Source organism: Pseudoalteromonas sp. MSK9-3 (genome assembly GCF_003590335.1).
GTDB lineage: Bacteria > Pseudomonadota > Gammaproteobacteria > Enterobacterales > Alteromonadaceae > Pseudoalteromonas.
The window spans coordinates 17,802-33,396 of sequence record NZ_MIET01000035.1; the positions used below are offsets into that span (position 1 = coordinate 17,802).

The window sequence follows — 15,595 nt, forward strand, 5'->3', positions numbered from 1 at the left end:
CGTTTTGGTTGTTATATCTCCTTTCACTTAGCAGCGAAAGAGTTAACCCACAATGGCAGTTTTATGCTTTACCATTTGGATCGAGTGTTTTTGAAATCAAGTAAATAAGCTGCTCTTTATGTGCCGCACTAACGGTGTCACCTTTACGACGCTTAATCATATCTTTAATTTCTTTTAAGTTATAACGTGCTAATGCTTGAATGCTTTGTACACTTGCACCACGTTTGTCGTTGCTTGCCATCTTAATTAGACGATTCACGTATTCACGTTGCAGGTTACGTCTGAAACTATTAACGTCTTTTTTCGCATCAGCTTTGAAAATAGCATTGGTTAATTCAGTAAACACTTCATCTAATTTAAACTCATTACCATATAGTTCAGTATCAACAATACGCTTTAACACAACAGGGTGCAGTACGTGGTTTAGCACTGACTTTTGTGTGCGCAATGCCATATCGTGGAACTTTGGATCTTCTGTTTTTGAGTAGTTAAAGAAGAAACGACGTTGAATTTGTAAGTGCTGAGCCAGTTCTTGGTCAACAGAGAACGCATCTGGCGCAAAAACAAAATCGCTCAGTACTTGCATTGCACGTCTTTGCTCTTGCTCTGGTACCGGTGTGAATGGTGTTTGAGCATTTTCTTGGCCTGCAAATCCGCGGTCGACGTAAACGCCACCAATATAACGTGATACGACGCCTACATTGTTGTGGTACTCACGAGTTAGGACTGCATAATCTGTGACTAAACCTTGATAAGACTGACCTTCTACAACAGAGCGTTTTAGTAAGTCTGACACTAGGATATTCACCCTATCTAAGCGGTCATTGGCATAGCCAATCGCGTCACTCGATAAATCATAAATATTTACACGAGGGTCAATTGCTTTACCTGGTGCACGCATATCATCGGCATCATTACCAAAGGCATTTCCTGGTTCAGTTGAACGCGCTAAAATTTTATTTAAGCGTTGTTGCTCAGCTTTTGCGTCGTTAAGTGACTCAGAATAACCATATTCAATAACCCAATCGTCATAAGGGCCAGTCATGGTGGTGTAATATAAGCCTTGTTTTTTGCCATTAGGTGCAAAGTTGATCGCAGGGTACTCCATTACAGAGCCCGTTAATGGCAAGTTGTCACTTGGCATAATTGATTGCACTTTGTCTTTTGAATGCAATTGACTTGAGCGCATGTTGTGGTTTAAGCCTAGCGTATGACCTACTTCATGTAATACAAGGTAATGCAAGTACTCATCAATAAAACGAGATTTGTCTGCAGCGCTCGCCCCTGAGGCATTTAATGCTGCTTGACCAAATTGTGCAGATTCAACCAGTGCAGAATGATCATGATGATGCTGAGCTGTGTTTGTACTGTGTTCACCACTAAACACATCAAGTGCATTTAAACGACGTGTAAATCCAGCAAGTTCTAACATGATATCAGAACCTAAAATTTGGCCAGTTTTAGGGTTGGCAAAGCTAGGGCCATAACCAGAAAAGCGTACTTTTGGAGAAGATGTCCAACGTAATACATTGTAACGTAAATCACCGGCGTCCCAAGTGGCATCATCAGGTTGGGTTTTAACAACAATGGCATTTTTGAAGCCCGCTTTTTCAAAAGAAGGGTTCCAAGCTAGGGTTGCTTGTTTAATAATATCACGATATTCAACAGGGGTAGTATTTTCAATCCACCACACGATAGGCTCAACGGGCTCAGACAGTGCCGCACTTGGATCTTTCTTTTCTAAATGCCAGCGGTTAATAACATCACGATATGGTGTTGGATCTTGTAGTGCCGTCATATCGTATTTAGTTTGACCAAAATAACCGACGCGAGGGTCGTCAAAACGCGGTTTAAAGTTATTTTCAGGCATAGCCACTAGGCTGTGACGTATATGCAGGTTAATGCTGCGATCATCTGTAAACGCAAAATCAGCGGTACTTGGGCGTGAAACACTTGGTCTTATTGGTGCCGCACTATCGTACACATATTCAATACTTAAATCAGTATTTTGCGGGTAGTTGTGCAGTGCTAAGTATTTTGTTTTATCTTTACTTAGTTTACCTAAAGTACGGCGCTGACCTGGTTTTTGTTTTGGATTTTTTGATGGCTTAATTTGATCAAGCGCTTCAGTTAAAAAGATGCTTTTCGCATCGATGAGGATATCACCGTTCTTTTCATCTTGTGCTTTTATCTTAACGCTGGCGATAATTGGTCGGTTGATGTTAGCGTTTTTAGCACCACTTATTGCATTACTTGGATCGAAGTAAAAATGTGGGTTCTCTGCGCGGATCTCAATGCGGTCAAAAACACGGTTGAAAGTGTAAACAGAGCTGCCACGGTAACTGCCTCTAAAACCAAAGTCACCAGAGCCATCCATAATTTGAGAGAAATGAATGAATTCGCTGTTGAGTTGCGATTCATTTAATTTAAGTAGTACCGAACCTGACCTTTCATTCTGGAATAACGTAAAAAGACCATCGTGCTGAGTGTGGTTTTTAGTGATCTCTGCGATCGTTTTTTGTTTTTTTTCTTCCGCTTTTGTCGCATTTTTATCGGCAGCGGTGACGTGCGCACTATAAAGTGTTGTGCTCATACACGCAGCAATGCTTAACGCGAGAATTTTTTTATTGAATGTCATAATTATTCCTAACAGGTACAGTGTAAGAAATATAACTTTTTATGCACGTTAGAGGTAGTGATGTAAGGTGAATTTCATAAAAATACGGTGAATATGATTGTTTGAGTGGTAATTAAGCGTTATTTAACGTGATCTGCGATACACAATCTCTAAAGTATAGAGACTATGGTTACGCTTATAGACATCAATAAAGGCGACGGGTATGTCGCCTTTGCTGCATGAGTTTACGGTTTATCGAAATAAGTTAGATTAACACCAATAACGGTATTTTCATCAAAACGTTGTTCAACAGGAGCTTGATTAGCACTGAACTGATCATCAATAAATTGGTTGATAAGTTTTGCTGAGTTTTCTTCGTAAACGGCTTTAACCGCTGTGGATGGGCAGATGTGCGTGGTATTTTCATATACTTCACTCAGTGGGTCTAATCCAAACCCTTGCTTGAGGACGAGATCAGTTGAGCGTAGTGCACCTTCAACCCAGCCTTGATAGTCAGAAAAAGCTTCGCCACAGGTGAATAAATTAGGCAAAGGTTCAACTAGATCTTCCATGACTTGCCTATCGTCAGCACCCACAGCCCATTGATGTACGCCGTAACCGAAGTTTTGACTATCTGGTGTATCAGCGTTTACGCTGCCTTCCCAAATACGAGCGCTGGTTAAAATCGGTTCTGGTACGTAATGTGTGTTGAAAATGTCTTTAAAGAATTTTGTTGCTTGTTGCACTACTGCAACCGAGGCTGGATACATGTCGCTTGGCACGCTTTCGACAGACTGTTCTTGCTTTGGATTATGATAAAGTTCTCCTTTATTTTGTAACGCACTCCAAAAATTTATATTTAAATAATCACAGTATATGGTCAACGCTGCTGGGCGTTTGTACTTTTGGCTATTAATGGTATCGAGTTGATGTTGAATTGTTTGACTTGGGTTCGTATCGCGCTCTTCATACATAAGTGCTGCTGCCAGCTCATCATTAACCGCATAGAATGGATACACCGAACCGGTCGGCAAGTCAGCAAAATTAGGACCAAACTCTACCGCTGGGTGACCTGTGATCCCTTGGCCCCACCATGCATTATCATAATATAAGTTAACTTTCAGGAGCGGTTGATTTGAAGTCGTTTGCAGCGTGTTCCAAAGCTTATCACTCTCTCTTTTTTCCATACGATTAAAAGCATTTGATTTTACAAATAAACGCTCTAAGGCTAAGCGAGGTAAACCTAAAATGACTTTATCGGCATGTACTTGGCTGCGGTGCTCTTGGCCTTGTTCATCATAGTGAATATAGTGCAAAATATATTTGCCTGATGCTTCATCATGATCGATTTCTTCAATGCTGGTTTGTAAGTGAATACGCTCAGGACCAATTTGTTTTACAAGTGCGTTTGGTAAGGTGCTAAAACCATCTTTAAAGGTTCTAAATTGCACATCCGCAGGAAAGTCTTCGAGTAACTGATATGCCACGCCTGCATTCATCTTTGATAAAAAAGTGCCGTTAAAGCCCAGTACACGGTACAGCATTGTGATGCATTCTTGGCTGTAACCCATATCCGAAAATAAATCCCATAGCGTCCACTCATTTAGACCTTTATTTTGCCACTGACAATCGAGTCTAAATGATTGCCAAAACTCAGGGCCGCGAACCTCAGGGCGGGCATCAAAATGAGGGTTGGCTTGCAAAATACGATTAAACACCACATTGATGATGTCTTTTGGGTTAACGCCTTGCTCTGAGGGGGCTAGGTTGTATAAATGTGACCAAATTGCGTAGTTATCTTGTTGTGCGTCAGTAACTGAAAAGCTTTCCCCTCGAAAATAAAGGCGATTATTGCCATCACTGTTCATAGGAAAAGGCACGATTTGATCTTGTAAGTCGAGTGAAAGAAACAGTGCCATTAGGTCATCCATCCCTTCAAATAAGAAGCGCATGCCACCTTGCTCTTCTTTGACGGTGATAACCTCGGGTTCTCCTGCACCGGTGTGTGGATTTTTGAAATGGATTAAATCTGAATCTAATCGACCTCCGGTTCTATCTGAGCGTTCAAATATCGCAAAGTCTTGTATTTTTTGTTCTTTGTCTAAACGCCATGCGCTATATAAGCCAGACATGCCGGCACCAACAATGGCTACTTTTACTGATTTAGGGATCGCTTTTGACTTTATCTCGTAACCGAATTTACAGTGGGTCATGATAGTTCCTTATGGGGTTAGTAAGCGTTAATATCCAGCTGTATTTGCACCTTATTACCAATTGAATAAGTGTCGGTAACTAAAATCTGAATATTTTTATTTACTTTGTATTTACATTTTCAGGGCTTATAAACCTTAGCTCATACACAGCAAAAAAGTTATTACAGCACGTTACATTTAAGTTTCTTTTTTTATGATTTTTTTGATGGGTATTTTTAGAAAATAATGTGTTATTAATAATTTAGAGGTGTATTTAGCGTGATCTGTACCTTTGAACAAAAGGTCACTTACTATACACAAGGGGAAAACTAAGATGTACACAAAGAATACGGACCCGTTTTGTTGGGGTTTATGGGTAGGTATACACAATGTGTATAAATAAAAACATGATTTAAGAGAAATGAGGAGTTCAAATGAAGTTACCATTATACCAAGTTGATGCATTCGCGAGTAACCCATTTGAGGGTAACCCTGCTGCAGTTATTCCGTTAAATACCTGGTTGGAAGATGACTTACTACAAAAAATTGCTGAAGAAAATAATTTGTCGGAGACCGCCTTTTTTGTTCAGCATGAAGAGAATTTTCAGCTACGTTGGTTTACACCTATGGAAGAGGTTGATTTATGTGGCCATGCAACGCTTGCAGCAGCGCATGTATTGTTTATGCATTTGGGATATGCAAAGGCTCAGGTATGCTTTTTAACGCGCAGTGGTTCGCTATACGTGCGCAGAACACCGCAAGGCTATGCAATGGACTTTCCGGCAACAGAAATCGATGTGATAGAAGCACCAGAAGCTTTATTAAATGGCTTAGGAAATTGTAAACCAAGGGAAGTTCGGGCAGGGTTTGATTATGTTGTGGTACTCGAAAATGAAGCCGCGGTAAAAACGTTAGTGCCGGATTTTAGTGCTTGGCATAGTCTTGATAAACGGGGAGTTGTGGTCACTGCAAAGGGTGACAAGGTGGATTTTGTGAGCCGCTGCTTCTTCCCTAAGTTACGCGTAAACGAAGATCCAGTAACAGGTTCGGCACATTGCGAACTTGCACCTTTTTGGGCGCGTAAATTGGATAAAACTAAGCTTACGGGAATACAGCTTTCAGCGCGTACAGGGACGGTTGAGTGCCAAGTTGTTAATGAAAGGGTTGTATTGTGTGGTCAAGTTGCAGATTATCTCACTGCAGAGATATCTCTTTAACGATATGGCTTGATATTTAACCCACGGAGCTTTTCTATAGATATACAGTTTCGTGGGTTAATAAAAGGAAAACTTACTTCGTTGCTTTGTATTTCAAAGTAACATTCTTATAGGGGAATATACCGCGTATGCCAAAATGCCATGTGCCACTCTGTGCATTATTTAAGGTACATTGCTCGTTGCTTCCCCACAGATATGGACGACAATCAAAGCTCAAAAAATAGGGCTTTTGATTGTGACGAACATACAGATCAGCCTCACCTTGCCCTTCAATACTCACTTCAAGTGTTTTGTAGCCTTCAGGTAATTCAATAGAAAAGCGTTGCCACCATAACCAGCCATTGATATCAGTAAACTCACCTTCAATGATATCTTGGGTAGGTGTTGTATTAAGCTCAATTACAATTGGGTCGTGATCTGATGAACGATAAACATGTTCGGCATATAAACTTGCTTTGTGCTTATCTGACTTGTACTCAGTATTGTAATCCAGTGCAGCTGGCTCATCGGCATTAATATGCCAATCAGAGGTTGCAATGACTTTATTCATCATCGGTGTACTGGCAAAAGCATGGTCAAGGCTACCGATACGGCCTTTATACACATATGAGTAATCATCAGTGTTGCCATTTAATTGCTGCTTAATATTGGTATACCCTTGCTCTGTGAAAGTACGAATAGGGTCTTCTTGTCCATAGGCGTTAATATCGCCCAAAATCAGAGTGTCTGGGTCTGATATGCCGGTTGGTTCTGTCGCAATCCATGACGATAGCGCTTTTACAGCATTGATGCGGGTTAGGTTCCAGCAGCCTTGGCCGTCATTTTGATCTTGATCTAAGCCTTCAGCGCTGCCACAGCTACCCTTAGAGCGTAAATGTGTGATCACTACATTAAATACTTCTTGGCTTGAGAGTGATTCAAAAGTCTGCATGACGGGTGGCCGATTACCGTAGTCAAAAGGTACCGCTTCTGTGAACGAGGCTGTGCCAATTTCTTTCACTTTATTACTGCGATAGATAAGTGCAGACATGATGGCGTCACCGCCCACTTGCGTTGTATTTAAATTTACATAAGCATATTGATTGGTGCTGTCTTGCTCATTAAGTGCAGAAGTTAAGTCGGCCAATGCGCTGAGCTCGTCAAAGCCGTCATTTTCCATTTCTAAAATACCGATAATGTCTGCATCAAGTGCAAGCATGGCATTGACTGTTTTTGCCTTTTGGCGGTCAAACTCTTCTTGGTTGTCTGCGCCTCGGGGTGTAGGGAACCCACCGCCTTGGCCATCACCATTGAAGTAATTAAGTACATTGAAGCTTGCAATACGTAAGTCACCACGCTCTGTTACCTGAGGGGTTTCAGTACGAGGGTTTTGCTGTGTGAAATTAGGTTGCTGTGTTGGGTGAACACGATACTGACTATAACCAAAGCCAATTACACCTTGAATGTTGTTGACCTTGTCACCGAGCCTTAACGTGTTATATGCGTCAAGTTCTGGGATTGGATAGGGGATCACGTCAGGGTTTTGCGTTGTAATACTGTCGTCTAGTGTGAGCTCTTTTTGTTTATTTTGTGCTTCTAACGTATTGGCAGCTTCACCCGGTAAAGCAAGTTGAGTTGATTGATATAACCGCTCACTGGCCAATTTAATTTCACCATAGCGCTTTAAGCCATAGGTGTCATTGACGACTAACTCATTGGTTACATTAACCAGCATGCTTTCATAGGCTTCGAGGCTCGGTAAAACGGGCATTGTGATATCTGTAGTTATTACGGGTGCTGTGCCACAGTTAAGGATGCCGTTGATTGATGCAAGCTGAGTTTGCCCATACTGTTCTTGCACGATACCTGATACTTTAATGATATCTCCTGCGGCCACAGAGGTATCAGCGTATGATATGAATATGCCTTCAGAGGTAAGCGGATCATTGTCGTATTGAGTAGGCTCTTCTTGTAGGAAAAAGCCTTTAAGTTGCTCATTGCCTTGTAAGCTGAGGGTAACAATACCTTGGATCTCTACGTATTCTCCCACCATTGGGCTTTCTTGATCAGCGCCTTGAACACGATTTATTAAGGTGTTGTTGTCGTTACAAACGAGTGTGGGTGGCTCAGGTGGTTGTTCACTGTTATGCAGCCCAATATTAGAGAAGTCATCTTTTGCTAATGCGCTCCACTGTTCAGAAGGAACAAAAGTATCAGTATCGTTAGTATCGCCTTCTATTATTGTATTAATACGTAATAGTGAGCTATCTTTTGTGCTTACTCCTGAGTCAGACCAACTACTGCCCGGGTCAACTCCTTTTTGTCCTAAACTGTCTATAACATTATTACCTTGGCTCAAAACAACGGCATCATCACCGTTATACCAGCTGCCGCCTGATAATAATTGTGCTTTATCTGCAAGTTCAGCGGTAGCACTTGAATGTGCAACCACGAAGGTACTTTTTGGTGCTATAGTACCCTCTAGGTCAATTGTTCTGCCAGCCGTCGTTTTACCATTAAAGTAATATGACAGGGTGTGCCCAGCTAAGTTGATTGGCTCAGCATCAGTGTTATACAGCTCAATAGCCTTGTTATTACTGCTTCCTTCTACGTACTCAGAAATAATGAGTTGTGCTTGCGTTGGCAAGCAGATCGCTGAAATCAGCGATGCCAAAACTGCTTTTTTAAACATCTTATTATAGTTCCCGTGATTGATTTATTATTTTGAATATAAAATTTTACTGATATATTCTACTTTATTTTTGTTTCTAAAATGTGTCAATTGTTTTTGTTTTGTTGTATTTGGGTTTTTTTTTAGGTTCTTTTAGGTTTTTTGATCTTTTGTTTTGGGTGCTTGAGTTTGTAGTTTGGCAAGGATTAGGAGTGGTGAAGTGTCTTCATAAGTGAGACATTACACCGTATTTATTACACATGGTCAAAATTTAGAGTTTTATGTTGAAATATTATTCGCTGAGAGATCTTGTCTGTTGATTAACAAGCTAAATAACCTCAGCTCTAGATAAGCGAATTTGCCCAATAAAGCTATTTTTCTCACTCTCGGCGTTGCTTTCATTTGTAATAGCCCGTTATTACTGCATAAAAGCGCCTTGATATTTAGCGAAATATCATCATTGGATTGTAGTTAAGTTTGTTTTCAAAACATTTTCTATTTCGAGACCCTTATCCAAACCTGAGGTTAAATAAACTTAGATGGTGAGGAGCCAATATGCGCATTGACATGCTCATTTGACTGGGTGATAGAGTAGACAGTAAGGAAATGATAGCGACGATATGGAGAGGTTGCCCGTGGTATAAACATACACCACAGGATTTCGGTCCTTTATTTAGAACTGTGCTGTAAAGCTTGCTGCAATAATATCTGAGCTGCCGTAACCTTTTGTATAGTTAGCTTTCAGGTAGTACGTATTATTAAAAAAGTACTTGGCTTGAATAGACTCATAACTCCCTGTTTTCCCAACACCCAGTGCTACATTTCGGGTGAAGTAGTAATCAGCAAATATCGATGTCGTCGAATGCTGATCGTTTTCAGAATGGCCAACATCTAAGGCAAAAAAAGTATCGTTATTTAAGTGAGTAAAGTATCGGCTTGTAATTCCCCAAGTATCAAACCCATCATCTGTCATAGCAGTGAAACCTAGATAATCACTCTCATTAATTTGGTGGTTGTATTGCGCTTTGAATGAAGTTTCGTCTGAGCCATATTTAAGTTGATGACGTGAAATAGACACTTTTAAAGCGTCATTGTACAAATAACCAAATCCGATGGCTCTGTTGTCGAGTTCCCCTAAATCTGGTGCAGAAATGGTACCAAACCAATTGCCATAAAACCCTTCAGCAGATACACCTGTCATTGAATCAGAGCCAGAATCAACATAACTTAATGCAATATTTGTATCAGTATCTAGGTAACTAAAATCATCCCAAACACCCGAGTGTTGTTGTGGGGCGAAGTAATAATGGCTCGATAATGATTGACTGTTTTGAGCATGTTCGTGGTCTGTGTAACTGACGTTATTAAACCATTGTTTGGTTTCTGATGCTGCTACGTGAGTGCATGAGATGGCTAAAAGAGATAAAGATATTAGTGTACGCATAACTTTCCTTGTATTTTTAACAAAAAAGAGGCCTGATTATATATCAGCGTCAATTTGAATTCAGCTTAAGTTCGATATAATCATGGGCAAAGTTCTTATTAAATCTGTAAGGGCTTCACCAGCTGAGCTGTTGTTCAACAACAGCTCAGTTCCCATAATATCTTGGCTTGTGCATTAACTGCCAAGTGCGATTTTAGCATGATGCTTTCTCGCATGTTATTTATCATTAATGAGGTAATGTTCAAATTATGGGGTGATACTTTTATTTCTCTTTGATGCTAGTGTGCGAAGTATTGTTACATTTGCAGATAACAATGAGTGAGGAGTTATGGATTCAAGTCAGAAATGTATTATCTCTAACGCATTTAGGTGTGTTATTTACAATGTACCAACATTTAGATGAAGTTCTCCTTATGTTATCGACGTATATCGTAAATTCAAAAACACGTTCAAGACATACGTCGCGGTTGACTGCTTTTTAGTCATGTCATACTGAGGCTGATTTTATCCATGATGGTAATTGCTTGGGTTAATTGAGCAAAGCTGACGTAGGGGGCTGGCCCCAAACGTAACTGTTGACCACGGCTATCACATTGTACTCCGTGTGTGTTGAGTTGTGTGGCCCATTGATTCGCATTTTTTGTGGTTAAGGCTAAAAACCCTGCGTTGCGCGCAATCGAGTGGGCAGAAAAGGTAAAGTGCTGGCTGAGTTTTGGCTGTGACTTAATGCCATCACTCAGAAAAGCGATTTGTTGCTGGCTTATTTCTCGTAATTTCTCGGGCGTTAGGCGTTGAGACTTGAAAAAATCAAAGACGGCAGCGGCGCGATAGTGGCTAACAGGATCATAGGTTGATCCTGAAAAAGCACTGCTACCTTTGGCATACTTTACTTCTCCTGGTGCTTGTTCAAGTACATTAAACTCGGCAAACCAGCCGGTAATGATAGGGCTACCTTGATAGTTTTCTGGAATTCTTAACATGCAATTTCCCTCACCTGCTTGGCAGTATTTGTATCCGCCCGACATGATGAATGCATGTTCTAATTGCTTGTCTTTTATATTAAAAGGGATGACATTTAATGCATGGTAGGCATCGACTAAGCAGGGGACTCCCTTCGAATATGCATGGTGTGCTACATGTCCTATATCCTCGAATATCTCGCTAGTGCCATAAAATACGGCGGAAACCATCACTGCGTCTGTGTTTGCGTCAACTGCCTCTATGAGCCGCTGTGCTAAAGTGTGGGTTGGGTGTACTGGGAGTGTTTGAATATCGATATTAAGATCTTTTAAACGATTGAGCTGACGGCGCATAGAGTGGAATTCACCATCTGTGGTGACAATACGAATAGGTTTTTTGTTAGGAGATTTAAAGCAGTCTAAATCAGATAAAAACCGCAATATAAGCTCATGGGTTGACGAGCCTAGGGTGATTTGCGCGCCGGGTTCACCAAGTAATGATTCATAAAAGGCTTTAACTCTTTCCGCTTTTTGAAATGCAAATTGCCACTTGTCGTCAATATGCTCAGCGGCGTGTTGATAGCATTCTAATATGCCTTGCTTTGCTACGTCAGGCCAAGCTTGATGTGAATGGCCTGATAGTAATAGCCGCTCATGCACTTTAAAATCTTGATAGTATGGTTGTAATTGGCGGGCAAGTTCTGTTGTCATTATTCTACTCCATTAAAGGCGTGTTATAATTGAGTACGTAGATCAAAGAGTTCAGGGAAGAAGCTAATATCAAGTGCTTTTTTTAGGAAGCTCACCCCTGAAGAACCACCTGTTCCTATTTTGTTTCCGATAATTCGCTGTACAGTATACATATGTTTAAAGCGCCATTGCTGAAAGCTGTCTTCAATATCGACCAGTTTTTCTGCCAGTTCATACAGGTGAAAATAGTGTTCTGCATTTTGATATACCGTGAGCCAAGCTTGTAAAACACTGTCATTATGCTGATAAGGTTGGCTGAAATCTCGGTGTATAACACTGTCGTCTATAGGTAGGCCATGTGATTTTAAAGCGAGTAAGGCTTCATCATATAAACTGGGTTGGTTCAGTATCGTATCTAGTTCTTGATGAACCGATGGATCATTTTCATGGACTTTGAGTAATTGGGCATTTTTATTACCCAGTAAAAACTCGATTTTTCGGTAGCCATATGATTGAAACCCAGATGAGTGACCTAGCGTATCGCGAAACTTTAAGTAATCTACAGGAGTCAATGTAGATAAAATCCCCCAGGATTGAGTGAGTTGTCCAAGAATTTGCTTTACCCGTGAAATCACTTTAAAAGCGTGGCCAAAATCGCCATTTTTAATATTGCTAATGGCCTCTGTAAGCTCATGTCCTGCGAGCTTTATCCATAACTCACTGGCTTGATGAATGACAATAAATAACATTTCGTCATGTTGGTCTGACAGAGGGTGTTGGGCTGAAAGTACTTTCTCAAGATTTAAATAGTCGCCATAGGACATATCGTCTTTAAAATCAGTATGAATACTTTCTTCTACATCCCTATGGTTACTTATGGACGCTGATTGGTTGGGCTTACTGCTATAGGGACAACTCATAACGATTCCTGTTTTATTGGTGATGTTAATTCTTATTTGGAATAATATTTTATTATTAACCATACCAAGCTATTGGGAGAACAACAAAGAGGAAGTTAAGTGTTAGCGGCTGCTTTTTTGCACATAGCCATGTTTAATGGCGCTATGATTATTTAATGACAAGGCCATGAGGTTAACATGGCCAATACGTGAATTAGTAAGTATTAAGTTGGTAGTCACTGCCATCTTTGGCGGTATATTGCTTTACACCGGATGTGTCACATAAAGCGTGTTGTACACCGCTTAAAAAGCTCATCCATAAACGTTTAAGCTGAGGTTGGGCATGGGCATTGTCTAATGCACTTAGTTGCGTTTCAATCTGAATATCATCGATATGAGCACTGTCACATTTACCTGTTTTTCCACAACGGTTAAATGCTAATTCAATATGTAGCCCGTCTGATTTCTTTAGCAAAATAGCCGTTGGATCATCTTTGTGCCCACATAATGCGACAAATTGACTTGGTTGTTGCAGGCCGCAATGGCTTCCATCAGGGAAGAAGGCCATGAGGTGGTTATAGTAAACAACGTAATGTGTGGTATTTAAGTGCGAGCCATTATCTAATGGGCATTGTTCATCTAAAAAGCGTTTTGCAAGGTCAAGCTTTTGCTCTGTGAGCGAGGGTTGGTCAAGGTCTGAACGGGTTAGTGCTGTCATGGTATTTCCTCATTCTGTTCGTTGTGATAATAAAGTCTATTTGTGAGAGTACAAAACGAGTGTAGGTGAAAAAATTATAAAATTTCACAAAAAGAATTTTACAGTGTAAATTTCACAAAAAATGCTATGGTTAATTTGTATTCACTGTGACTCAAGTAGCATGATCTGATGAAAAAAGACCAAAGTTTGATACGAAAATCCCATTTTACGGGCACTAAAATACGAAACCTTAGAAAGCGTAATCATTTGACCCTAGAAGATTTATCAGCACGATGTATTCGTGTAGACGCGCAATCAGCACCTTCAGTGTCCTATTTGTCTATGATTGAACGCGGAAAAAGAACGCCGAGCATGGATATGCTAGACAATTTGGCTGAGGTCTTTCAAAAGCCATTAGAATGGTTTTTAGATAATGAGCCCGAGCCAGACACTATCACACCATTAAAAGGGAACCATGGCGGAATAGAAGGCATGGCACTAGAACCCAACTTTCTATTTTCTAACGATATATTACAAATAGCTATTCCTGAAATGTTGTCACAAACGGGGATCAGTGGTCGTCAATTTGCCCAGCTATTGATCCGCGCATATCAAGAGCATCATCAAAATCACTTTCCTGATTTAGAACGGGCTGCTGAGGAGGTAGGGCAGAAAAACCTTTATTTGACCAGCGATGATTTGATGGGGATTGCCCATGACAAGGGATTAGTAATTAAGTGGTTTGATCAAACTGATATACCAGAGTTTGCTAGCAATAGCGCATCACCAAAAGCACTTATCACGTCTTATTTTTCAGCGCCTAATATTGTGAACTTAAATCGAGTTTTGCAACAACGTCACAGTCGTTTGAAATATGATTTAGCCGTGCATATTGGCCATGCTGTATTGCATAATTTAGAAGGGCTACAGTGTATTTTACAAATTGGCGGGCATGACACGGATGCGATCCGAGAAGCAAGTACGCCAAGTGCGCAAGATACATTGAATGCATGGCGGGATTTTGAATCAAGCTTTTTTGCTGGTGCTTTACTGTGTCCTAAGGCGCCTTTTCGGCAGCTTTTAGACCGAACTGGATACGATATAAAGGTACATGCACAGCTCGGTATATCTGCCTCTGTCGCAATGAGAAGAATGACGGTGGTGTCGTCTTATCCACATTGGCATTATTTTGATGCTTACAAACCAGGCAAGTTAAAAGCAGTATATCGAGGTAATGGGATCCCATTACCTTGGGGAAATATGCGCAGTGTTGAAGATCCTTGTCAGCATTGGGCTGTATTTCGTAAATTTTCGGATATCAGCGGGGAAAGTAGTGCTCAACTTTCCATATTAACGGTTGGCGGTGAGGCGAGGTTGTATTGCTGTGAATCTGTTCAAGTTGATGACTTGGCTGGTAATGCGCATATATTGTGTGCGGGGATTGATTTAAACCCTGCTATTTTAGCGCAAGGCGGAGATCCGCAAATAATGGTGTCGCAACTGAAGAAATTATGCATAAAGCATGGTGGCTCCAGTGTCATCCCTCGCTCGCTCAGGGCGCAGTTACTTAGTGTTGCACGCATTTTAAATATCAATTGGATTGAACGAGGTATGGACAATGAGGTGCGTGTGATCTGTACTCGGGGTAACGAATGTCCGAGATCGCCGAGTTGTTACAATATCTAGCTTGAAACAGAGTACCCATTATAGTAACTTTGTTTTTTAGTGTGAGGAGCGTGAATGAAGAGCAAAATACAAAAGTTAACCTCATCTAGCGTAGGTGTGGTTGAGATTTTTGCCGAAATTGATGAGTTGATGAATGGCTTATACCCAGCTGAACTCAATGTTTTATTACCAGCAATAGAAGTGGATAGAGATAATGTGGGATTTTATGGGATCTATCTAGAGGATAACTTAGCTGCATGTGGCGCCGTGATATTTAATCAAGACAGTGATGGGCCATATGGTGAATTGAAGCGCATCTATGTTAAGCCGAATTTCCGTGGATTAGGGCTATCAAAAGCAATATTGAGTCATTTATTAGCCGTAGTTACTGAGCGAGGGTTGAATAAAGTGATGTTAGAAACGGGTGCACAACAACATGAAGCCATTGCATTGTATCGCCACTTTGGTTTTTATGAACGCGAAAGTTACGGAACTTATCAGCCAGATCCTGAGTCTGTATTTATGCAATTATATGTCGCGGATAAATTAACCGAGATCTGATCTG

At 40.7% G+C, this 15,595-nt stretch carries 10 protein-coding genes; 3 read left to right on the forward strand and 7 right to left on the reverse strand.

The annotated features are described in order from the left end of the window. Window positions 1-61: 61 nt before the first annotated feature. Window positions 62-2,638, reverse strand: coding sequence for a zinc-dependent metalloprotease (locus tag BGP78_RS16765; protein ID WP_119862452.1), 2,577 nt, complete (start codon window positions 2,636-2,638; stop codon window positions 62-64). A gap of 224 nt (window positions 2,639-2,862) precedes the next feature. Further along, window positions 2,863-4,830 carry an FAD-dependent L-amino acid oxidase gene (locus tag BGP78_RS16770; protein WP_119862453.1) on the reverse strand — a complete coding sequence of 656 codons (1,968 nt, stop codon included), beginning with the start codon at window positions 4,828-4,830 and terminating at the stop codon, window positions 2,863-2,865. Window positions 4,831-5,243: 413 nt separating this feature from the next. On the opposite strand from BGP78_RS16770, the gene BGP78_RS16775 reads away from it, so the two are divergent. Then, entirely contained in the window at window positions 5,244-6,026 is a 783-nt protein-coding gene (locus BGP78_RS16775) for a PhzF family phenazine biosynthesis protein (RefSeq protein ID WP_119862454.1), read from the forward strand. Between the two features lie 73 nt (window positions 6,027-6,099). On the opposite strand, the gene BGP78_RS16780 is transcribed toward BGP78_RS16775, so the two are convergent. The 5 genes from BGP78_RS16780 to BGP78_RS16800 form a co-directional block, all read right to left on the reverse strand. Next, the gene (locus BGP78_RS16780) at window positions 6,100-8,697 is read right to left on the reverse strand and encodes an ExeM/NucH family extracellular endonuclease (protein ID WP_119862455.1); all 2,598 of its coding nucleotides are present in this window, start codon (window positions 8,695-8,697) and stop codon (window positions 6,100-6,102) included. A 652-nt stretch (window positions 8,698-9,349) separates the two neighbouring features. After that, window positions 9,350-10,120: a putative porin gene (locus BGP78_RS16785; protein ID WP_119862456.1), complete on the reverse strand. Its 771-nt coding sequence runs from the start codon at window positions 10,118-10,120 to the stop codon at window positions 9,350-9,352. 482 nt (window positions 10,121-10,602) lie between these two features. Further along, a complete protein-coding gene (locus BGP78_RS16790) occupies window positions 10,603-11,790 on the reverse strand; it encodes an aminotransferase class V-fold PLP-dependent enzyme (protein WP_119862457.1) in 1,188 nt (395 codons plus the stop codon). Window positions 11,791-11,813: 23 nt separating this feature from the next. Further along, complete coding sequence (gene kynA / locus BGP78_RS16795; RefSeq protein ID WP_119862458.1) at window positions 11,814-12,689, reverse strand: tryptophan 2,3-dioxygenase; 876 nt, start codon at window positions 12,687-12,689, stop codon at window positions 11,814-11,816. Between the two features lie 193 nt (window positions 12,690-12,882). After that, window positions 12,883-13,386, reverse strand: coding sequence for a malate synthase (locus tag BGP78_RS16800; protein WP_119862459.1), 504 nt, complete (start codon window positions 13,384-13,386; stop codon window positions 12,883-12,885). A gap of 168 nt (window positions 13,387-13,554) precedes the next feature. Here BGP78_RS16800 and BGP78_RS16805 point away from each other — a divergent pair, with 168 nt between their 5' ends. Together BGP78_RS16805 and BGP78_RS16810 are read left to right on the forward strand one after the other, a co-directional pair. Beyond that, window positions 13,555-15,051, forward strand: a complete 1,497-nt coding sequence (locus tag BGP78_RS16805; RefSeq protein WP_119862460.1) for a DUF3612 domain-containing protein — start codon at window positions 13,555-13,557, stop codon at window positions 15,049-15,051. Between the two features lie 54 nt (window positions 15,052-15,105). After that, window positions 15,106-15,591 (forward strand): N-acetyltransferase, encoded by a 486-nt coding sequence (locus BGP78_RS16810; protein ID WP_119862461.1) that lies wholly within the window; start codon window positions 15,106-15,108, stop codon window positions 15,589-15,591. Window positions 15,592-15,595 lie beyond the last annotated feature (4 nt).